Below are 21,404 nucleotides of genomic sequence, written 5' to 3'. Positions count from 1 at the left end.
CGATGCTTACTTTCGCTGCCATTAATTTAAAGAAGATGGCCAATTGGACATGGCGAGGTCCAAAAATGGCCTAACATGTGGGCTCGTAGAGCCGCAACCTCTTAACTTTAGGCGAAAATTCAAAGGGAATTTCAAAAGGGGTGCAGAATTTTTTAATTCCGAACCCCTTTTGTCTACAAACTGGAACCCCTCTTTCAGAGGGGTTTTTTTAAAATATTTACATATCCTGAAAATATTCAAAAGCTTTAATAACATACTGTCTAAACTTTAATTTCTGATTCTTAAAGTTACAACAGAAACAAGGTGTTTCGATCAAATTATTTCTACATATCCAGATTTTACCCTTCAAAAATCATACTCTCGAAGATCTTTAAATCTGCTAATTCTTCAGCACGTTCAATATCAGTTTTTGCCAGTGATTTTGTTAAAATATTAGAAATTTCTTCTCTAAAATGAGGGATCAATTTAAGGTAATGTTCAACTAATTCTGCTCTCGCTTGATCAATTGTAATTTTCTTTTTTTGATATTCACTTATAATACTCTCTACATGTTTTTTTGATTGAGATGCATTCATAAATTTATCCTCCTATATGGAAATATCTTTAAAAATATGGTTCTATTATATCAGGAATATAATAACTAAGTATCCGTAAAAACCCAAAAATTATTAAAAATGGTTAAGAAAATAACACATTATTGTAAACTAAACGGTAAAAAGGAGCTTTATTTTTAAAAATCAGGTTAATTATATTATAAGTTGGAATGTTATGCTAAAGACCTTGTTAATAAATTTAAGGATATTTACTTAGAAATACAACTTTATTAGTAAGGGGATATATAATGATTTATATTGAAAGACGTAAAACACCAAAAATGAGTAAACAGTTGAAAATGGAAAAACAAAATTTAAAGAGTTATGTAAAGCATTTTAAAGAAGTCGATAATAGTGATGATGAATATTTTTATGTATTTGATAGTTATAAAGCAAAATCAATTAAAAATTTAGATAAAAATTGGTACACGAAATTACGAGATCAGTTTTCCGATAAATGTGCTTACTGTGAGACACCTGTTTATGGTTTTGGTCATATAGATCGTTTTCGCCCTGTCAATGGAGTAATAAATACTAATGGTGATTACTCATCAGAACATTACATCTGGCTTGCCTATGAATGGAAAAATCTTTATTTAGTTTGTAATAACTGCAATGTTTTAAAAAGAAATGTATTTCCTATACATGGAAAACGTGCCACTCTTTTCTCAAATGTGGACAATGAAAAACATTTGCTTATAGATCCTTGTCAAGAAAACCCTGCAAAACATATACACTTTAAGGAAGATGGTTTTGTAGAAGCTAAGACTAGAAAAGGGGCAACTACAATTAAACTATTAGATTTAAATCGTTCCTCATTAATAAAGGAAAGGAAAGATAGTTTAAGTAAAGCAAGATATTCTTTTAATGCTTTTATAGATAGTAAAATTTCTCATTATATATATGAAATAGAAAATATATCAATTAAAAGTCCGTACTCTGGAATAGTTAAACAGTTCTTGGTTAAATGGATTGACAAACTTAAAGAAGATATTAAAGAACTGATTTTTAATGATATTGAATTTATAAATTTACTGAAAAGTCTATTTGGTGACTTTAGAACTGTCAGCGACTTCAGTAATAAAATAAATCCCTATATTGAAAAAGGACAAAATATTAAACCACCAAAAAGCTTTTATTTTAAAAGAAACTTAATTAGGTCAATCGAAGTTCACAATTTTCGTGGCCTTAATTTTACACATTCTTTTAATATTGAAGAAACAGCAGGAGCTTGGTTAATGCTTCTGGGAGAGAATGGTTCTGGTAAAACCTCTATACTTCAAGCGATTGCACTAGCTTTGTCAGCTGATAAAAAAGATAGACAATCACTAAAGTCTTTTTTTTCAGGTGAAGAAGGTTATATACGAATAATATTAGTAGATGAACACAAACCCATTGAATTGGGTTTTAAGGATAATAGCCTAGTAATTGACTCTAAGGCTACTATTCCAGTTATTGCTTATGGAGCGACAAGACTTTTAAATGAGAGTAAAGTTTTAAAAGAGAACAACAATGTTGATAATTTATTTATAAGAAAACAAGAGGATTATTTTATCCCTCATCCAATAAGTTGGTTAAAAACTGATGAAGAACAAAGAGCCTTATCTCAAGTAATATTGGATATTCTTCCTTTTTATGAAGACAATCCTATAAAAATCTTTTTTAAGAATGAAGATCTTTATTTAATTAGAAAAGGAAGTGCTAGAGAAATCTCTTTAAATGAATTAAGTAGTGGATATAAAACTATAATTTTACTTGTTTCAGATATCATGAGAAGTATATATAAAGTTTACAAGAGTGGAAATCTAGCCGAGGGAATTGTACTGATTGATGAAATTGACGCTCATTTACATCCAACTTGGAAAATGAGAATTGTAAGTAGACTACGTCAAGCTTTTCCAAGAATGCAATTTATAGTTACAAGTCATGACCCATTATGTTTACGTGGAATCCATAATGGGGAAATAGCTGTACTTCAACACAACGGAGATTCCATTAATGTAATTGATGATTTGCCTGACCCAGCAGGTCTACGTATAGATCAAATATTAACTTCTGAAATGTTCGGTATGAATAGCACGATAGATCCAAAATATGACAAACTAATAAAAGATTTTCATTACCAATTGAGCCTCCCAAGTGATGAAAGAACTGAAGAATTTCAGAAAATAAAAGAAGCTTTAGATGAGTTTAAATATCTTGGTTCAACGAATCGTGAGCGTATACTTTACCAAGTTATAGATGAATATATTTCAGCAAGAAAGTTAAAAAACCAATCTTATCATAAAGTTGATAAAAGCACACAAGAAAAGTTAGTTGAGCTGTGGAAAATTTACGGGGTTGAAGAAATATGATACATGTTACTAGGACTAGTGGTCCTCCGGAATTAGACAAAGACAGTAGAATTGAAAAAGCCTTAGTGATTAAACATTTTGAAATTGAAAAGAGTAATTTGGCCTTTAAATTGTTTAATGTTTATAAAAAAACATATGTAAGAGAGGCACTCAGAGATTTATTTAAGAAAAAATGTGCTTATTGTGAAAGTTTTCTCACTCATATTGAACACGCACACATTGAACATTGGAGGCCAAAAGGAAAGGTAGCAGAGGAAAAAGAACATATTGGGTATTATTGGCTTGCAGCAGATTGGGATAACTTATTTTATACATGTGGGGTATGTAATAGTTCGTTTAAAGGAAATAAATTCCCCATTGATCCTAATTCACGTTATGCCATGAACAGTGAAGATGATTATTTAACTCTTGAGCGTCCTTTATTAATAAATCCGTGCGTTGATAATCCAGAGTTATTTTTTAATTTCACGGATGAAGGAACTATACATTCAAAATCTTTAAAAGGAATTAAATCCATTGAGGTATATGGACTAAACCGAGAGGATTTAAACTTACGAAGAAAAGTATATGCACGTCATACTATTATTAATAGGCTCGACGATATAATTCAAGATATACTTGATTTTCAAGATAACCCAGATGTTCTTTTTAGACGTACTAAAAGGAATATTAAAGATTTAAAGTGTTATATCAATGAAGAAGCAGAATATATAGCCATGACTAAAAGTATTATTAAACGATATCGTGCAGAGTATAAAGAAAATTATTTTTTTTTAGAGGTAACAAATTCATTGATTGATAAACCTAAGGTTAAAGAAAAAATATAGTATTCTATATTAATTCTTTAAAGCCTGTTCTTCTATTATTTAGTTATGAGAATTAAACACATTGGGTTAGTATCAAATCAGTTAGATTTTCACTCTCCAATTTTGTTAAAAAAGCAATCAAATAATATTATGTTGGTTGCTTTTTTATTGTTTCCTATATGATTTTTAATTTTATAGTAAGTTAAGAATTCTTTAACTACATAGGATAGTGAGTATATTGCAGCATGAAAGGCATCCTTCTTCATAAACGAATGGAGATTATATATTGTTCTTTAGATAATTCAAGATGGTTGCCTTCGCTGGAGTAGATCCAAGTGTTCACTCATCGGGTAAGTTTACGGCAACCATTAATCGTATGACTAAAAGAGGTTCGAGCAGACTACGTCATTCTCTGTATCTTGCCGTCCTTTGCAGCATAAGAAATTCAAGGAACAAAAAGCTTAAAGAATTCTATGAAAAGAAAAAATCAGAAGGAAAACCTGCCAAAGTGTCAATCGTTGCCTATATGAATAAGTTGCTTCATTGGATTTACGCATTATTAAAGAGAAAAGAAACGTTCCTAGATTTAGCCTGATTAATGGTATTGTGTAACAGAAAAAATCCATCCAAAAGGATTTTGGAGGGTTATTTGGCATGGCCAAAAATAGTATATCATAAGGAAAATGTAAATTTTAGAGAAAGATATTGACAACAATTAGGAAATGAACCCAGAGGTTTTTTCTCTGAATGCGAATGGTCTGGACAATCGTATTCAGAGATCAAAATAAGGAGTACCTAATTATACAATGAACAAGTATGAATATCTTGTGGAATGATACGTTTAAGATGTGTACTTTTTCTCACACTTTTATTCCGTCTCACTACATTAAGATTGCTTGTCGTTTTGAGACGGATTTTTTTGTGTACTATTAACTTCTTATAATTTATCTTATATAAACAAAAAACTTAAAATATAAAAAGGGTAATCTAGTAACTACCCTCCCCCATTTACGGAACAATATTCAGAACTATCAGCTATTACAGGCAGCCCTTATACTTATCTTGATGATATATAGAGCCAATTACTAAGTTTCAATTACCTAAAAAATTAAACACCTACTACTCTCTCTTTTATATGGCGTTTTTTGTCAAAATTAAGATAGAGAAAATTATGGTAATTAAGGGACTTATGTATTAGTATGTAAAAGTATTACATAGTTCTTAATAACGAATTTAGGGGGGGGATAAATGTGCGTAATAAAGGTATTTTATCTTTGGTTGCTGTAGGTCTATTTACTACATCATTGTCGGTAGGTGCTGTGAAGGCCGAGGAAAACGAGAACGGATTGGCAAGGAAGTCTATTGAACGTCAAGTGGAAAAACCACTTGAAAAGGGTTTCATTTATTCTAAAACATTTAAACAACTTGAAAAAGAAGTAAATGGTTCTCAACCGCAATCAGTTAAAGGTTCTAGTAAAATGAGTAGAATGGGTAGTTCTTCCAGCGATGAGTATATTTTTGAAACTGAGTATAATGATGACTTTGACTCAGCAGACAACGCATCATATGAAAAAGGAACAATCGGTCAATTACTTCCTTTGTATGATGTGGATTTTCATAAAATAGATGTTCCTAGTAGTGGAGTTTTATTAGTGGCTGGATTATCTGACTCATATGTTATTGATCTAGAATTTGCGGCTGTGCAAAAAGATTTTGTTACAAATAGTAGCTTAGAATATTTAGGTAGTGAATATGAGGACGGTGTTGAAGTACAAGCGTATCAAGCTAAAAAAGGCACCTACTATGTAGGTGTTATAGACCAAGATAACGAGTACATTGACGATAATACTGAATATGACATTTATGCTACCGCAACAGCATTTGTAGACAATGTTAACCCATCTAAGCCAACTGTTTATAAGGTCGACAATAATGACAAAGTTGTCACTGGTAAAGCAGAAGCTAATTCAACTATAACTGTTAAAAGTGGAAGTAAAGTGTTAGGCACTACAAAAGCAACATCTAAAGGAACGTTCTCTGTTAAAATTGCAGCTCAAAAAGCAGGTACTAAACTGACAATTACAGCTAAAGATAGTGCAGGAAATGTGAGTTCAAGTGCAACGGTAACTGTTGTGGACGTTATTGCACCAAGTAACCCAGCAGTAAATAAAGTTGACAATAATGATAAAGTTGTTACTGGTAAAGCAGAAGCTAATTCAACTATAACTGTTAAAAGTGGAAGTAAAATGTTAGGCTCTTCAAAAGCAACATCTAAAGGAACGTTCTCTGTTAAAATTGCAGTTCAAAAAGCAGGTACTAAATTGACAAGCACAGCTAAAGATAGTGCAGGGAATGTGAGTTCAAGTACAACGGTAACTGTTGTAGATGTTATTGCACCAAATAAGCCAACAGTAAATAAAGTCGATGACAATGATAAAGTTGTTACTGGTAAAGCAGAAGCTAATTCAACTGTAACTGTTAAAAGTGGAAGTAAAGTGTTAGGTTCTGCAAAAGCAAGTTCTAAGGGGAGCTACTCAGTCAAGATTAAAGCACAGAAAAAAGGAACTACACTTTCAATAACTACAAAGGATAAAGCAGGGAATACTAGTTCAAAGGCAATAACTAAAGTTGTAAAACATTAAGTTCAATATAACAAAAAGGGAGCCTGGTGGTTCCCTTTTTTCATTTGGAAGGCCTTAGTGAGTCATAATAATACTCGTTAGCACATCTTAATTTGTCCCAATATGTAGAATGGTAGGTGTCTCTATAAGGGATAAGGGAGTACTATACCTAAAGAGAGTTACATGTTTTATATGATTGTTTGTCAAAATCAGAACCCATTCGTATTGAGGTAGAGGTACGATAAGTGATTGAGAATGCTTTGCTACCATTATATAGAGAAGATATAGATGTTTGAAAACAATTTATAGAAATCAAATTGTTTTTAAATACAAGCCATTGGGAATTCCAATGCTCATTCTCTCCCTATAATATAGAAAGGAAGTTTTGTGTATGTTGCTGGCAACTACAAAAGAAATGATTTTATTAACGTTTAGATGGATGACTAGGTAATACAGAATGAAATAGTTGTTTAGCTAACGAATGACAAGGCTGTTGAAGCTTGGAAAATTGTTCAATAATTCCACCTTGATCTAATACAAGAATTTGTGAAGCTATAAAACGAGCTACTTGTATATCGTGTGTAATAAATAATAAACTCAGTTGTTGTTTCTCAGCAATAGTTGAAGCAGTTGTAATATTTTTTTTTGTAATACTAGATCTAAGCTACTTGTTACTTCATCTAATATAAGTATAGATGTTTAGTGGCTATTGCTCTAGCAATGGCCAAACGTTGTTGTTGACCACCACTCAATTCTTCTGGATAGCGCTGGAGCAAAGATGGTTCTAATCCGAGAGTATTCAATAAGTAAATCAAAATTTTTTAGTGGCCCCCTATAATCCTGCTTCGAGTAGTTGTTTCGTATGTGGGTGTTTAGGAGAATCAAAGCAAGTATAAACATCGGTATATTCAATTACTTCGCCATTATAAATTACTGCAACATCATCTGCTAATGCTGCAATCACTCCGAGATCCTGTGTAATTAAAAGCATTGTTAGTTGTTCTTTGTTTTGTAGCGTCCGTAACAATGCTAAAATATTATACTGATATGCTCCTGCTCAGCAATATCTTCCACAATCAGTCATTCAAAAAATAATTTATAATCAAGAACATAATTCAAAAAGGTGGAAGGGGACCGGGTATCTAATTTATTGTCAACATATTCAACGATGTAGAAAGGCATGGACTTAACCAGCTGTTCCAATTTCTGCTCATGGACTTGATGCTGTCTGGTATTGGCCATTGATTGATCCAGCTTCCTTATTCCCGGGACTAAGGCTATCCAATCAATATAAATATTGATTGGATAGATCATCAGCAAGAGCTAAAATAAGGATTACTAACAGAAGACTGTTAATGAAGTATGGTTATCCACCTGACCTTCAAAAATTACTTATATAAACTCCTAATTTAAAGGCCCCCGAACGGGCTTTTCAAGCGAATATCCCTCAAATCCCCTTAATTCATAACTGTATATAAAAAAAGGAAAAACTATATATTTTACATACTGCTATAGTTTTTCTATTAGTAACTCAGTCAGTTATTTTATATAAAACTTCCTTTACAGAAATTCTTATTCCTCTCCGGAGAAATGATCAAAGACAAATTGTTTAAATTGTCGAACTGCAGGTGATAAATATCTTCCCTCGACCCAAGAAACTCCAATTACCCGTTGGCACTGCGGCCATTGAACACGTATTTGCGATATTTCACTTTGGTCTGTCCCTTTCAGGGTCGGTAGAATTGAGATTCCCAGCCCGGCAGCTACAAGCCCTGCTACGGTGTTTGCTTCCTCTCCTTCAAATGTAATATTAGGTGTAATCCCTGCTTCCTCAAACAATTGCTCGACAGTTATGCGGAGGGAATATCCTTTTTTTAAAAGAATAAACGATTCTGCTGCAATTTCTTCTAAAGTGATCGTTTCATAATTGGCGAATTTATGCCCTTTAGGGACTATAACAAAGAGTTCCTCCGTCCAAAGTTGCGCCCATTGGAGTGGCGCTTTCATTTCCATAGGCGCAATTAGACAAAGATCCAATTCTCCTAATTGTAATTGCTCAAGAAGAGTATGGGATGGGCTTTGTGTGAGTTGAAAATTGATTTTTGGATAGTGCATACGAAAAGAAGCGATTAAATCTGGAATAAGATTCGTGCTCAACGTGTGTAGAAAACCAAGGGAGACTTGTCCCTGCTCTGGCTCGAGCAACTCTTGAATTTCTTGTTTACCTTTATGGAATTCCTTCATCATACTATCCACACTCTTTAAAAAGATGTGACCATATTGATTTAATCTAATTGAACGCCCTTGACGTTCAAAAAATGGAACACCTATTTCATCCTCAAAACGAGCAATAGATCGGCTGAGGGCAGACTGGGTGATTGATAACGCTTCTGCCGCACGCGTCACGTGTTGCATACGTGCTAGAGTTTGGAAGTATTCAAACTGTTGCCATTCCATCCATAGACACCTCTTTCATAAATCTGTTCTTTCATTCCATATAATCATTAAAACCATTATTATAATGAATTATACATCATAAGGTATCGGTGGTAATATAAAATTCAAGAATAGAATTTGTTAAAAGGAATGATTTTTTATGCAATATAGATGGCAAAGGTTGATTGTATTATGAGATATATTCAACAAGGTACACCTGTCTTTCGCAAAACTAGCTTTGCTTTCTTTGCGGCTGGTTTCAATACATTTGCTATTCTTTACTGTGCTCAGCCTTTAATGCCAGAGTTCACTAAAGAGTTTAGTATTTCTCCAACTACTGCAAGTCTGTCACTTTCGGTCACAACAATAGCTCTAGCCATCAGCATGCTGGTTTTTGGTTCTTTGTCTGAAGTATGGGGACGTAAGCCTATCATGGTTATTTCTATGATCCTTGCTTCGGTGCTTTGTATTCTTACAGCATTCAGCCCTAATTTTCATCTCTTACTGGTGTTTCGTACTATGGTAGGAATTGCATTGGCTGGCCTTCCCTCCATTGCAATGGCCTATCTTGGAGAAGAAATAGAGCCTAAAAGCCTTGGAACCGCAATGGGCCTGTATATCAGTGGCAATGCAATTGGCGCTGTGTGTGGTAGAATTATCTCTGGTATGCTGAGCGACTACCTTGGTTGGCACATAGCAATAGGAGGAATCGGTCTAATAAGCTTAGTGGCCACCCTGATTTTTTGGATTAGCTTACCACCTTCGCAAAATTTCCAACCTCGTAAATTAGAGATTGGAAGGTTAGGGAAATCCTTAATTGACCATCTTAAGGATCCAGAATTAATTTGCTTATATACGATGGGGTTTTTGCTTTTAGGAAGTAATGCAGCATTGTTCAATTATATTGGATATGTATTAATTGCCCAGCCTTATTCATTAAGTCAAACGTTAGTAAGCTGGATATTTATAGTTATGATTGTTGGAATGTTTAGCTCTGCCTGGACTGGGAAATTGGTAGATCGACACGGTAAGCAAAAAATATTAATCATTAATCTTTTGATTTCGTTCTTCGGAGTCTGTTTAACTTTGGATTCTGATTTGTTTGTGAAGATACTAGGACTTGGATTGTTTACTTTTGGATTCTTTGCCTGTCATTCGATTGCCAGTAGTTGGGTCGGACAACGTGCTTCACATAACAAGGCACAAGCATCTTCATTATATCTATTTCTTTACTACGCTGGATCGAGTGTAGGTGGAACAGTCGGAGGTGTGTTTTGGTCCATATTCGGATGGGAGGGACTAATCGTCATGATTTCGGGATTCTTATTACTTGCTCTTATACTTTCAGTATACCTTTCAAAGCGCCAATACCGATATAAACATTATGATGTTTTAAAACCTCAGAACCCATTGAAACAAACCTCAGGTAACCCATGAATCGTCAATAAATAAAGGGGAGCACATATTTGCCTTGTTTAATATGTACTCTCCTTTTATCTTTTAATAAACTAAACCAACTAAGAATAACCCGAACATACATTCAACAAATGCAATATATATTCAGCTCCTTTTCGAGTACGAAATAGAACTTTATTAGTCTTTTCAAATTAGTGTTCGGTCAAAATCTAAACATGATTTTTTTTATTACTATTTGCAGGTAATTTGTTCACTGGATCGCTTTTTTCGCTAGGAAAAAGGTTGAGGTGTTTGAAACGTATATCAGTTTTTACTAATGTGCTGAATTAATCTAGCTGGTGGAGGGGTGGAAGAGGCATTTCGATAGTTACACAATGAAAATGCGTTGGTCTCATCAATATGGTCTGAGTTGATAAAGCGATAATCACCACCTCGAGCGACGAATGCTTGTGCAGTGTTAAGAGCTGTATCCAGGTGAAAGGGAAATGGATGTACCAGTATCGTCCAGTAGAGTCCGAAGGAAGCACTGAAATCTAAGGTTTTATTAATGGATAACTTTGGTAAAAGTAAATTTTAAAACTAACCAATGCTCTTAGGGAGGAAACAAATGAAGGTGAAAAAAATACATCATGTAGCTATAATTTGTTCCGATTATGAAAAATCAAAAAACTTCTATGTAAACATTTTAGGATGTGATATTAAGCAGGAAACATATCGGGCAGAAAGGAAGTCTTATAAATTAGATTTAATGGTGGGAGGGGAATATCAGATGGAATTGTTTTCATTTCCGGATAGCCCCCATCGTCCAAGTTATCCAGAAGCAAGAGGGCTTAGACATCTTGCTTTTGAAGTGGAAGATATTCATCAAGCGATTGAAGATTTAGAAAAAGAAAACATTCCAGTCGAACCTATCCGTGTTGATGAGTTAACAGGAAAGAGGTTTACTTTTTTTTGTGATCCGGATGATCTGCCTCTTGAAATATATGAAAAGTAGTACTTACAGTAGGGTAGGTATATTTTGATATAAGAAAAGTCTTTCATCAAGGTGCCCTAAAACAAAATAGTACTCAAAACAAAAATGGAAATCATTTTATGATTTCCATTTTTGTTTCTGTATTTTTCAGGTCATAAAATCTATTATATATTAAGTTTTTATCAACCAAGTGCAGTGTGATTTCTACTAACTGGATAAATATAGGATTTAACATCTTCTCCAACAAATGCTTTCCAAGTAATCAATTTTAAAAGGTCGTAATTTAAAATACTCCCTTTTTCATTGAGATTATATAAAAAAATTCATTTTTTGTTATTGTTAGGTTTTTGTATTACCTAATATATATTCTTAGGCAGCAAGGCTCATTATCTTGTGAATTTTAAAGGAAGTCTTTTCACTCCAAAAACGAACGGACTTGGAATCGCCTCCAGCTCAGTCCCTTTTACACCTTCCAATTTTGCAAAAGTACTTAAAAGTGTCACGAGAGCTACTTCTGCTTCTAGACGTGCAAGCGGGGCACCTAAACAAAAATGAATACCAAACCCGAAACTCAAATGAGGATTTAATTTCCTTTCTAACGTAAACCGATTAGGCTCTGCAAACTTTTGTTCATCCCGGTTTGCCGAAGCGACCCAGCAAATTACTTGTTCCCCCTTTTGGATTGTTTTGCCCCCAACTTTGACATGTTCCTTTGTAACACGGCCAATTGCCTGTATTGGAGGATAAAAGCGTAGTGTTTCTTCTACCAATTTTGGTATTAAAGGCAGATTAGTCCTAGCTTGTTCTTGAATGTTTTTATCTTCTGTCATATAGCGAACGGCATTTGTAATCAAATTAGTTGTTGTTTCATTTCCCGCAACTAATAATAAAACACAGAAAGATAGTACCTCTTCTTCTGTTAATTTTTCCCCATCAATTTTTGCTGCTAATAATAGCGAAATTAAATCTTCTTCAGGATTTACTTTTCTCTCTAAAATTATTTTTTTGAAATATTCTTTAAGAAACTCACTTCCTTCCTTACGTTTCTGTGCCATTCTTTGAAAGGCTTCATTTGAATTATCTTTGGCGCCTGCCACGAGAACATCAGAATAGGTTTTAAAAAGATCCCGATCCTTAGCAGGGACCCCCAATAATTCGGCAATTATTATGACAGGCAACGGACCAGCAAGGTTATGAACGAGATCCATGGTCCCCTTCTCATTAACTTGATCGAGAAGGTAAAGTGTCACCTCTTCGATTTTATTTTTTAAATCCTTCACTGCTTTAGGAGTGAATGCCTTGTTCACTAAGTTTCTCATTTTCGTGTGTCGAGGAGGGTCCATTGTCAAAATGCTTCCTTGAAGAGTTCCAGACCCTCGTTCCGATGAAAACAGTTTTGGATTTTTTAGAATATAATGAACGTCTTCATATCGAAACACATCCCAGCAGCTTCGAGCCTCGTCGTACCTTACAGGAGTTTTTTGTCGTAAACTATTAAAGATTGGAAAAGGAAATAATTGATCTGCGTTCGAAGCAATTTCGCTCATGGGAATGAGATTAGCATACTGCTCCACTGTGCTTGTTGAGTTACGTACTTGTGTCATGGTTTCATCTCTCCTTTTATTGTGACTAATATTCATACATAAACTAGTCATGAACCGGTTCATTAAATAAGATAACAAACTCATAATTTGGTTTCAATTGACATAAATTGAGATATTTTTCAATAAGAAGAAAGTAATAACTTTGAATATTTGACTCACCACCTATTGAAAAACCCTTTTGAGTTTCATAGCTTCTCGTTTAAGGTCATACCGGTACCCCAAGTGGTCGTAGGGGAATATCAGCTGGAATTGTTCTCTTTTTCCTTATAGCCCAATTGTCCAAGTTATCCTGAAGCAAGAGGGCTTAGGCATCTTGCCTTTGAAGTGGGTGATATAATCAAGCGATTGAGGAGTTAGAAAAAGAAAACATTCCAGTCGAACCTATCGAGTTGATGAGTTAACAGGAAATGGTTTACTTTTTTTGTGATCCGGATGATCTGCCTCTTGAAATTCACGATCTCAGCACTATTTCGAAAAAGGTTATTGACCCTACAATAAAAGGTGGAAAGGGGACAGTATTTAGATAGTCATTCACTTCTCCATAAGTTTCTTTTGCATTTCCAATAATTCCTTAAGCTCTCAACAGGTCCACTTTATCCAAGTAGGGCTTCTTTTATTTTTCAGAAACATAAAAAGGGCTGCTAGTAATCTATTAAGTACTATACAGATTTAAAGGAAGCTTCATAAGATATTAAAAAGGAGGTACAAGCCATGAAAGAAAAAATAATTAACGCGGAAATAACCGTTTCCGCTTAATAACGGGTACATTTCCTGATAAAGAAACCGCCGAAATAATGGCTGAAGAACTGAAAATTCGTTATGGCTGGATTGTCTATATAATTCCGGAACAAAGTGAAAAAGACTGGAATTAAAATTTGTTAATTACCAAAAGGATTTGATGAAATAGGGAAATTAGTAGAGAGGATGACTGAATTGAAATTACAAGATATAAAAGGATCTTATGATGTAATCATTAGCCTAGGAAGCTGGTGTGGACCTTCTCTTAATTTAAGGCGGCATAATTTGAGGCGGTTTTCATTTCCCCTTGATTGGGTTGTATCTAACTCACTCCAGGATGTAAGCAGATTATTGAAGAACAGATTTGTCGGATTTATGGACTTTAACAATATGAAGAAGGTAGATGGTATCTCTTCTTATCTTGATGATGGAGATGCGGTTTTTTCTGGTGAAGGCGGTAAGCAGCAAGACGCGCATTTTATCCAAGATACCTATTATAATATTATTTCAGTCCATGATTTCCCAATAATTCCCAACCAAGATTGGACTAATCTTTATCCTGCTTACAAAGAAAAACTCAATTACCGAATAAATAAGTTTATTGAAATAATTTCAAATAGCAAATCCATCTTATTTGTTAGGTGGGGGGCAGTTTCCGTTCCCGAAGCGGTGGAATTGCAATCCGTCTTGTCTGAAATGATACAGGGGAAATTTAATATCCTCTTCCTTGATCCAATAGCGGGCTTGAAAGATGTTAATGAAATCGACTGGGGAATCAAGGGCATTTGTACAGTGCAAGTACCCAGCGACGGTCCTAATGATGATTCAATGTGGGATTATGTGTATAATGGGCTAACCTTAACAAAAACATATTCTTAATATTGATTGCAATTTTATATTGCAAACATTAAAATTGCTGAAGCATTAGTCTATTTCCTTTATTAGCAGGATGAACAGAAGAGTTATTTTTACAGAAGCAGAAAATTATATCTCAAGAGTTAAAGGGCACTCATGATTTTAAATGAGTGTTTTTTTGTGCCTTAATCCGCTGAATTATCTAAATTTTCAAAAATTACAATTGACCCAAAAGGGACAGCTGATTTAGAATTGATATGTATATAAAATTATGTTTTGTATATAAAACTAAATTAAAGGAGGAATATTGTTAGTTAGTGAATGAAGTGTTAAATATTTTGATTTAGGGAGGTAAGTAGCATGTTTAAGAATAAATTGGCGTTCGTTCTGCTTTGTTTGGTGTTAATAGTATCTGCATGCGGTCCAAGTGACGAAACAACTACGGAAAATAAGGGGAATTCAAGAGGGAAAGCGGTAAAGCTTACTTTTACGGAACCTGCACGGTTATTGTCGGTTGCCCCATTGTATGTAGCCATTGAGCAAGGATATTTTGAACAGGAAGGAATTGAAGCTGAGATTGTTTCTGGTGGTGGAGGAGCACAAGTAATCGCTTCTGTATTATCAGGAGAAGCTCAGTTTGCGGTCTCGGGTCCTCGAAGTATGTTCACTCCTCTTGACAAAGGTGAAGATTTAATGGCGATTCAATCTTTAAATTCAGCGCTAACCTATCAAATTACTCTCTCTAAACAATATCAAAAGAAAAAGAATGTTTCTAAAGACTCATCATTTGAAGATAGAGTTGCTTCATTGAATGGGGCAACTATTGGTACAAACCTTGTTGGTGATTCTGGAGACGTATACACACGCTATTTAATGCAAATGCATGGTGTTGACCCCGATACGCTTAAAACCGTCAAATTGGCTGGAGATGGATCGAAGATTGGCGGTATGCAGGAGGGGATTGTTGACGGTGGTATAGCATCGCCTTCAATGGGTTTACAAGCGGAAAGTAAAGATGTTGGCGAGATTGTAATCAATACAAGTGAAGAGCCAATGTATGGGAATATGGTCTGGGAAGCCGTTTTTGCTAAAAAGGAATATTTAGAAAAAAATCAGGAAACATCTTTGAAAGTAGTTCGGGCAATAGGGAAAGGTATGGAATTCACACGTAATAACCCAAGAGAGGCAGCCGAATCAATCGAATCTTATTTTGATGGAATTGATGTTGATATCCTAGAGGAATCACTAATCGGATTGAAAAACACTTTTAAAGGCTATGGAGAAATGAATCAAGAAGCTTGGGATAATGCCCAGGATCCATTAGTTGAATTCGGCAAGTTGTCAGGCGTTTCTACTAAACAGGATACTGCTGAAGATGTTATTTGGACAAATAGTTATATAGAAGAAGCATTTAAAAAATAAATAGATAGAAAGGAGATGATAGTCAAGATGGAAAATGCACAACTGGAAAATTTCAAATTGTCCACTCGTTTTTTGGATGTTACTTACGTAAACAATAAAACTGGTGCAGAAGTGATTGCCCTGCAGAATATAAACTTAAATATCAAAGATGGTGAATTTATATGTATTGTGGGGCCGAGCGGCTGTGGGAAAACCACTTTTTTAAATACTGTAGTTGGATTATTGAAGCCAAGTAAGGGGGAAATTCTATTAGATCAGCAAAAAATTGATGGTCCCGGCAAGGACAGGGCAATGGTTTTTCAAAACCCGAGTCTATTACCTTGGAGAACTGTTTTGGAAAATGTTCTTTATGGAGTTGAACTGTTAAAGCAAATAACCGCAGAGAAAAAGAAAGAGGCCAAAGAATTTATTGAAATGGTCGGTTTAAAAGGTTATGAAAATCATTATCCACATGAATTGTCAGGTGGGATGCAGCAACGGGTAAACTTGGCTCGGGCATTAACGGTAAACCCATCATTAATCTTACTGGATGAACCATTTTCGGCATTGGACGCTCAAACTAGGGAATTTATGCAAGGTGAGTTACTTAGAATATGGGATGAGACAAAAAAGACAAGTCTTTTCATTACACACCAAATTGATGAAGCGGTATTTTTAGCTGATAGAGTTTTTGTTTTTGGGGCAAGACCAGGACGTGTAGTGGAGGTTGTGAATGTTGATATACCTAGACCGAGAGATCTTCATGTGAAGCGTAGCCCGGAATTTTTAGAGTTTGTAGATCATATTTGGTCCATTATTGAACAGGAGTCTTCTAAACAAGGTTTCGATAATAAAGAGAAATAATTAATGTGAAAGGAGAATACTATGACGAAGGGTACGATTCAACTTACACAATCAAAGCAAAAGATAAAAAAGGCGAAGAAAATGAAAAAAGAAAAAAAGTCATTTTTTATCAGTGTTGCTTCTGTTTTACTATTCCTGTTGCTTTGGGAAACTGCCTCTCAAAATGAATGGATAAATCCATTGTTCATAAGCTCACCAATTGAAATTGCCCAAGCGGCAGTTGTAATGGTCCAAGAAATTTCTTTTTGGGAAAATATGAAAGTAAGTGGTTACGAATTTATTGCAGGCTTTGTTTTAGCCATACTTATTGGAATTCCGATTGGTGTGTTATCGGGCTGGAATTCTACCTTTAATGCAGTGGTTAACCCTTTCATTTCAGGATTATATGTAACTCCTAAAGTCGCCCTTTTACCAGTGATCATCATTGCATTCGGAATAGGACCAGCATCAAAAATTGTAATAGTATTTTTGATGGCCTTCTTTCCAATAGTGATGAGCGCTCAAAAAGCTATGTTAACTTTAGATCAAAACTTAATAAAAGCAGCAAGAACGTTTAGTGCAAGTGAATTTCAAATTTTTAAAACAATTGCTTTGCCTTCGACGGTACCATTCCTTTTAAACGGTATTCGCTTAGGTATTGGTCAAGGATTAATTGCTGTAGTTGTAGGTGAATTATTCGCTTCGACAGCTGGTATCGGATATCAATTGACAAGCAATGGTCAAAATCTACAAACAGATCGTATGTTTGTTGGAGTGTTAGTCATTACGATTACGGGAATCATTCTTACTTCATTATTAGGCATTATTGAAAGACGCTTTTCATCTTGGAAACCAGAAAATAGTTAATTGAATTTATAATGTAAACGTTATTTTTGCAGTATTGCTTCACAAAACGGTTACAGTGTAAAAGCCTCAAGACAATATTTCAAGTAAGCTTAAATTTGGAAAAGGTAATTGTAATCGGGTTTGTAGCAAAAGGGGTTCCATCTGAATTTTTAAACAAAGTTGATTGGAGCGGGTGTACGAGACTCCTGCTTAGAAAAGCGCGTCCAAGGGAGACCCCACAGGCGCAAGAGCGCCGAGGAGGCTCCCGGACCGCCCGCTGAAAGCGAGTGCCCTACGTTACAATCAACGTTCATATTTTACACTCCCTCAAAAAACTGTAGGCAATCTTAAATAATATCGAGTTTGTCTACAGTTTGAACAAAAGGTGCTTCCTATACGAAGCACCTTTTGTTTAGCATGCCTTTTTAACCAAATCACATTTTAATTGAAGATTTCCTTTCCAAGCCCATTTGTTATTTACTTTCGTCAGCGATGATCACATCTCAGAATGTATTCTGATTCGTTATTTTACTGTGCCACTTCACAGCGAGATAGAAATTTTATTGAAGTTCTCACGTATCCATGATACCTTCAGTTTATAGTGAATGGTTGGGAGGAATAGGTTTTGAACACTAAGGCATTTTTATTGGCATCTATTACAGTAATTATTTGGGGATCTACATTCGCTGCTATTCGTGCAAGCTTACATGGCGGGTATTCAGCAGGCCATTTGGTACTTGTTCGTTATCTTATAGCATCAGGGATTTTTGTCCTTTATGCTCTATGGCCTGGGGTGAAATTTCGACTCCCGAAAAAAGAGGATTTGCTGAGGATATCGATTCTTGCATTTATTGGTATTAGTATTTATCATATCGGGGTGACATTCGGGGAACAAACCGTTTCGGCGGGAACGGCTGGAATGCTGATTGGTTCAGCACCTGTTTTCATCGCGATCATTGCTGCGTTCGTTTTAAAAGAACGTCTCGGCCTATTCGGTTGGATTGGTTTAGGCATAGGATTCATAGGGATCACCTTAATAACATTAGGTACTGCAGGCCCTTCCCTGAAAGTTTCTGAAGGTGCCCTTTTAGTGCTGATGTCTGCTATTGCTTCTGCAGTGTTTTTTGTTATCCAAAAGCCACTGTTTAGCCGCTATAATCCGATTGAATTGACAGCTTATTTCACATGGATCGGTACAATACCCTTTTTCATATTTTTTCCTGGGCTATTTCAAGAAATTCAACATGCTACAATGGAAGGTCATTTATCAGCGGTTTTTGTTGGTATTTTCCCTGCAGCCATCGGTTATGTAACTTGGGCAGTCGCACTATCATTAGGAAAAGCCAGTTCCGTTTCCAGTTTGTTGTACATTGAACCTGTGATTGCCATTTTCGTCGCTTGGGTTTGGCTGCAGGAAGTACCTAGTACCCTTTCAGTCATTGGCGGCAGTATTGCGATATTGGGGGTCCTTGTCGTTAATGGTTTCGGAAAGTATAAATCAGTGGTGAAAAAAGCAGCATGAAAACTAGAAAAAATAGCAGCATCCCAGATCATCATGAATGAACGTATATCCTTCTTGGACGACTCAACACATAGGAGGGCATCCTAATAAAAGGAATTCACCCAGGTTGATGAGGTTAATCAGATACACCTGGGGAATTGGATTTTTCCGCCTCTCTGAAATTAAATCTTTTTTTAAAGTCCCAATCTAATTTAAATGAATTATTTTCACCTGTTAAAAATTTATAATCGATATAGGATTTTTCTTTTTTGGACATTTCGTCGACAAAGGGCGAATAGGTCCGGAATAACAATACATTTTTCTTTTCATCAAATTCTACAAGTCTTAGCCAGCCATTACCCCCTCGATAATTCGTTTGGTAATTGACCAGCATTTGAATGACATCATTTCCTGCTGAGTTTTGTTTTACCCGATGTGCTATCCCATAATAATGTCCATTAACCGTCATGAATACTTGATTATGGTCCTTTACGAGTTCATCCCAAATCACACGGCCATTAGAAGATTCGACGGCAATGGTTTTATCATCCTTAATCTTCGGGAATATAATATCATGCGAGACGAGGATTGTCGGTTTATCTTTATGCTGGTCTAGAACTTTTTTTGACCATTCCAGATCCTTATGCAAATTTTTCATATCCACTATCAAGATTAGATATTCATAACTTCCTGCCTTAGCGATTGCATATGAACTATACCCAGAGTGAGACGACCCCTTATAGTATTTTTTATTCAAAAAACGCTGCGGCCCATAATGCGTTAAGAAAGGATCGCCGTCCGCATAGTCATGATTCCCGGCCGCCATCAAATATGGAATTTCCTTTTTATCCAAATGGGAAATGGCTCCGAGGGAATTCTGCCATTGTTTTTCTGAATCACTATCGACAATGTCCCCAACAAATGTATTCATGATGATATTGTTCTTCTTGGTGTTATTGGAAATCCAGTTCATTTGGCTATTGAAAATCTCTGGATTTTGGCTTGAATATTTCTGAGTATCCGGGACAAATAGAAAATTATAATTCTTTTTATTCGTTAGAAAGGGTAAAGCTTTGTTTGATCCTTCGAATGGTTCATCGTCACGGGCATCCTGTACAAGCCATTCTTTTTCAGTTAAAGCCTTATTGGCAATTCGTATTTGCTGGATATTCCCTTTGAATAGTGCATTAAACTTATTTCCCCACTCAGATGCTCCGATGTTCCAGCCTTTCCCTTTAACTGCTGCAATACCGATTACTTTTTCCGATTTTCCGTAATCGCTGACGCCATTCAAAGTCAGAGTCGTCGTGTCACCATCATTAACAACCGCCAAATGGTACCATTCATCAGCATTTAATGATCGAGACCAATTGCTTACATTATAATTTAAATTAGATGGATGGCTTGTCCAGTGGATTTTTTGATCACTGGATACAGTTAAAGCAGAAAGGATTTTCTTCTCGCCTTCCATTTTATTAAGATCTGCTGCCTGTCCTTGTCTAGAAAAAAGCCCCATGGCATTCTTGGAATCGCTTGGTAACTTGAACACCGCTTCAATCGTAAACCCCTTATCGAATTTCTCCGAATTGATAGGGGAACCCTTTTTGGTTTTAAAATATCTTCCTGAAGGGGCGTTTTCGTAATTAGCGAACTCCAAGCTATCCACTTTTTCTTGATCATGATAATCTTCTTCGGACCATTGAATCATATTTTTTAATTCAGGCGAGGCAGGATCCCCTATCGTCACTAACTCTAAATCATTTCCATGTTTGCTTGTATCTTCTATAATTAAATTGCCTTTATCGATTGAACCGCTTTTAACATGTTGTTTTGTGAATTTCCAATTTGCCACGATATTGCTTCGATTATTTTCAGCAACGGAATCAGCCGATTTGGCAATACCAGGAACAATCATACATAAGAGTGAGAGACCTATTAATGCTTTTTTCATTCTCATAAACATCACCCCGTTACATTTTGATTAAGCGATATACATTTATCCTTTTTACTACCTGGATTAATTTGTAGCGTACTAAGCCTAGGTAGATTCCGTATAGCTGCAATATGGTATAGTTTGCTTATCTTCTCGATAACTTATTAAGGATGAGTAAAAAAGACTTATTCTTTTAAAGGGTATTAGGATAAAAGTTCTAATTTGTGCATTTATCTTGTTGAAATCAGGGATTACAACTAATTGTCAAAAGAGATCAAGATCAATATGAAGGGTTTTGTTTGCAGAAATTTGTACTTCAGATGGGGAGTAGGGAAACAAGCATACTGGTAATTGGAGTTATTGGACAAAACGAAGAAAAAGCAAAAAAAGAGACAGCCATAAGCTGTCTCAGACTGTAGACAAAAGGGGTTCGGAATTAAAAAATTCTGAAACCCTTTTGAAATTCCCTTTGAATTTTCGCCTA

17 protein-coding genes and 2 pseudogenes are annotated in these 21,404 nt (G+C 35.3%); 12 read left to right on the top strand and 7 right to left on the bottom strand.

Features of this window, described 5'->3' with window-relative positions:
* Positions 1-338: 338 nt before the first annotated feature.
* Positions 339-575: a hypothetical protein gene (locus ACFX4I_RS25415; protein ID WP_377423934.1), complete on the bottom strand. Its 237-nt coding sequence runs from the start codon at positions 573-575 to the stop codon at positions 339-341.
* 266 nt (positions 576-841) lie between these two features.
* On the opposite strand from ACFX4I_RS25415, the gene ACFX4I_RS25410 reads away from it, so the two are divergent.
* From ACFX4I_RS25410 to ACFX4I_RS25395, 4 genes and pseudogenes are all read left to right on the top strand, one after another.
* On the top strand, positions 842-2,947 hold the full coding sequence (locus ACFX4I_RS25410; protein ID WP_377423931.1) for an AAA family ATPase: 2,106 nt from the start codon (positions 842-844) through the stop codon (positions 2,945-2,947).
* Positions 2,944-3,774, top strand: a complete 831-nt coding sequence (locus ACFX4I_RS25405; protein WP_377423928.1) for an HNH endonuclease family protein — start codon at positions 2,944-2,946, stop codon at positions 3,772-3,774. Before ACFX4I_RS25410 ends, ACFX4I_RS25405 begins: the two co-directional genes overlap by 4 nt.
* Positions 3,775-4,057: 283 nt before the next feature.
* A pseudogene (locus ACFX4I_RS25400) lies at positions 4,058-4,348 on the top strand (transposase); the annotation flags it as partial.
* A 655-nt stretch (positions 4,349-5,003) separates the two neighbouring features.
* The gene (locus ACFX4I_RS25395) at positions 5,004-6,395 is read left to right on the top strand and encodes an Ig-like domain-containing protein (protein ID WP_377423926.1); all 1,392 of its coding nucleotides are present in this window, start codon (positions 5,004-5,006) and stop codon (positions 6,393-6,395) included.
* Positions 6,396-7,054: 659 nt separating this feature from the next.
* Here ACFX4I_RS25395 and ACFX4I_RS25390 read toward each other — a convergent pair.
* From ACFX4I_RS25390 to ACFX4I_RS25380, 3 genes are all read right to left on the bottom strand, one after another.
* Positions 7,055-7,177, bottom strand: coding sequence for an ATP-binding cassette domain-containing protein (locus ACFX4I_RS25390; protein WP_377423936.1), 123 nt, complete (start codon positions 7,175-7,177; stop codon positions 7,055-7,057).
* Positions 7,178-7,206: 29 nt separating this feature from the next.
* Complete coding sequence (locus ACFX4I_RS25385; RefSeq protein ID WP_289335774.1) at positions 7,207-7,338, bottom strand: hypothetical protein; 132 nt, start codon at positions 7,336-7,338, stop codon at positions 7,207-7,209.
* Between the two features lie 116 nt (positions 7,339-7,454).
* Positions 7,455-7,616: a hypothetical protein gene (locus ACFX4I_RS25380; RefSeq protein ID WP_377423923.1), complete on the bottom strand. Its 162-nt coding sequence runs from the start codon at positions 7,614-7,616 to the stop codon at positions 7,455-7,457.
* A gap of 65 nt (positions 7,617-7,681) precedes the next feature.
* On the opposite strand from ACFX4I_RS25380, the pseudogene ACFX4I_RS25375 reads away from it, so the two are divergent.
* A pseudogene (locus ACFX4I_RS25375) lies at positions 7,682-7,774 on the top strand (hypothetical protein); the annotation flags it as partial.
* Positions 7,775-7,946: 172 nt separating this feature from the next.
* Here ACFX4I_RS25375 and ACFX4I_RS25370 read toward each other — a convergent pair.
* A complete protein-coding gene (locus ACFX4I_RS25370) occupies positions 7,947-8,831 on the bottom strand; it encodes a LysR family transcriptional regulator (RefSeq protein ID WP_377423920.1) in 885 nt (294 codons plus the stop codon).
* 171 nt (positions 8,832-9,002) lie between these two features.
* Here ACFX4I_RS25370 and ACFX4I_RS25365 point away from each other — a divergent pair, with 171 nt between their 5' ends.
* Both ACFX4I_RS25365 and gloA2 read left to right on the top strand, forming a co-directional pair.
* The gene (locus tag ACFX4I_RS25365) at positions 9,003-10,247 is read left to right on the top strand and encodes an MFS transporter (RefSeq protein ID WP_377423917.1); all 1,245 of its coding nucleotides are present in this window, start codon (positions 9,003-9,005) and stop codon (positions 10,245-10,247) included.
* A gap of 586 nt (positions 10,248-10,833) precedes the next feature.
* On the top strand, positions 10,834-11,220 hold the full coding sequence (gene gloA2, locus ACFX4I_RS25360; protein ID WP_377423915.1) for an SMU1112c/YaeR family gloxylase I-like metalloprotein: 387 nt from the start codon (positions 10,834-10,836) through the stop codon (positions 11,218-11,220).
* A 365-nt stretch (positions 11,221-11,585) separates the two neighbouring features.
* Here gloA2 and ACFX4I_RS25355 read toward each other — a convergent pair whose 3' ends face one another.
* Positions 11,586-12,803, bottom strand: a complete 1,218-nt coding sequence (locus ACFX4I_RS25355) for a cytochrome P450 (protein ID WP_377423913.1) — start codon at positions 12,801-12,803, stop codon at positions 11,586-11,588.
* 924 nt (positions 12,804-13,727) lie between these two features.
* Between ACFX4I_RS25355 and ACFX4I_RS25350 the strand changes: the two genes are divergently transcribed.
* The 5 genes from ACFX4I_RS25350 to ACFX4I_RS25330 all read left to right on the top strand — a co-directional run bounded on the left by ACFX4I_RS25350 (position 13,728) and on the right by ACFX4I_RS25330 (position 19,008).
* Positions 13,728-14,420, top strand: a complete 693-nt coding sequence (locus ACFX4I_RS25350) for a DUF1796 family putative cysteine peptidase (protein WP_377423911.1) — start codon at positions 13,728-13,730, stop codon at positions 14,418-14,420.
* A 336-nt stretch (positions 14,421-14,756) separates the two neighbouring features.
* Positions 14,757-15,818 (top strand): ABC transporter substrate-binding protein, encoded by a 1,062-nt coding sequence (locus ACFX4I_RS25345; protein WP_377423908.1) that lies wholly within the window; start codon positions 14,757-14,759, stop codon positions 15,816-15,818.
* Positions 15,819-15,845: 27 nt separating this feature from the next.
* A complete protein-coding gene (locus tag ACFX4I_RS25340) occupies positions 15,846-16,661 on the top strand; it encodes an ABC transporter ATP-binding protein (RefSeq protein WP_283932858.1) in 816 nt (271 codons plus the stop codon).
* 21 nt (positions 16,662-16,682) lie between these two features.
* Positions 16,683-17,507 carry an ABC transporter permease gene (locus ACFX4I_RS25335; protein ID WP_377423906.1) on the top strand — a complete coding sequence of 275 codons (825 nt, stop codon included), beginning with the start codon at positions 16,683-16,685 and terminating at the stop codon, positions 17,505-17,507.
* 604 nt (positions 17,508-18,111) lie between these two features.
* On the top strand, positions 18,112-19,008 hold the full coding sequence (locus tag ACFX4I_RS25330; RefSeq protein ID WP_377423904.1) for a DMT family transporter: 897 nt from the start codon (positions 18,112-18,114) through the stop codon (positions 19,006-19,008).
* Positions 19,009-19,123: 115 nt separating this feature from the next.
* Here the strand turns inward: ACFX4I_RS25330 and ACFX4I_RS25325 are convergent, their stop codons facing one another.
* Positions 19,124-20,944: a laminin G domain-containing metallophosphoesterase family protein gene (locus ACFX4I_RS25325; protein ID WP_230304005.1), complete on the bottom strand. Its 1,821-nt coding sequence runs from the start codon at positions 20,942-20,944 to the stop codon at positions 19,124-19,126.
* Positions 20,945-21,404 lie beyond the last annotated feature (460 nt).

The sequence above is a fragment of the Peribacillus sp. YIM B13472 genome (assembly GCF_042788005.1).
Lineage (GTDB): Bacteria > Bacillota > Bacilli > Bacillales > DSM-1321 > Peribacillus > Peribacillus simplex_E.
Note: the sequence above shows the minus strand (reverse complement) of the source record. Positions and strands in the feature narration are given on the sequence as shown.

What these genes read in the sequence shown, in the direction of transcription:
- ACFX4I_RS25415 (WP_377423934.1), bottom strand. Translation starts at nt 575, where the DNA reads ATGAATGCATCTCAATCAAAAAAACATGTAGAGAGTATTATAAGTGAA.
- ACFX4I_RS25410 (WP_377423931.1), top strand. Translation starts at nt 842, where the DNA reads ATGATTTATATTGAAAGACGTAAAACACCAAAAATGAGTAAACAGTTG.
- ACFX4I_RS25405 (WP_377423928.1), top strand. Translation starts at nt 2,944, where the DNA reads ATGATACATGTTACTAGGACTAGTGGTCCTCCGGAATTAGACAAAGAC.
- ACFX4I_RS25380 (WP_377423923.1), bottom strand. Translation starts at nt 7,616, where the DNA reads ATGGCCAATACCAGACAGCATCAAGTCCATGAGCAGAAATTGGAACAG.
- ACFX4I_RS25370 (WP_377423920.1), bottom strand. Translation starts at nt 8,831, where the DNA reads ATGGAATGGCAACAGTTTGAATACTTCCAAACTCTAGCACGTATGCAA.
- ACFX4I_RS25365 (WP_377423917.1), top strand. Translation starts at nt 9,003, where the DNA reads ATGAGATATATTCAACAAGGTACACCTGTCTTTCGCAAAACTAGCTTT.
- gloA2 (WP_377423915.1), top strand. Translation starts at nt 10,834, where the DNA reads ATGAAGGTGAAAAAAATACATCATGTAGCTATAATTTGTTCCGATTAT.
- ACFX4I_RS25355 (WP_377423913.1), bottom strand. Translation starts at nt 12,803, where the DNA reads ATGACACAAGTACGTAACTCAACAAGCACAGTGGAGCAGTATGCTAAT.
- ACFX4I_RS25350 (WP_377423911.1), top strand. Translation starts at nt 13,728, where the DNA reads ATGACTGAATTGAAATTACAAGATATAAAAGGATCTTATGATGTAATC.
- ACFX4I_RS25345 (WP_377423908.1), top strand. Translation starts at nt 14,757, where the DNA reads ATGTTTAAGAATAAATTGGCGTTCGTTCTGCTTTGTTTGGTGTTAATA.
- ACFX4I_RS25340 (WP_283932858.1), top strand. Translation starts at nt 15,846, where the DNA reads ATGGAAAATGCACAACTGGAAAATTTCAAATTGTCCACTCGTTTTTTG.
- ACFX4I_RS25335 (WP_377423906.1), top strand. Translation starts at nt 16,683, where the DNA reads ATGACGAAGGGTACGATTCAACTTACACAATCAAAGCAAAAGATAAAA.
- ACFX4I_RS25325 (WP_230304005.1), bottom strand. Translation starts at nt 20,944, where the DNA reads ATGAGAATGAAAAAAGCATTAATAGGTCTCTCACTCTTATGTATGATT.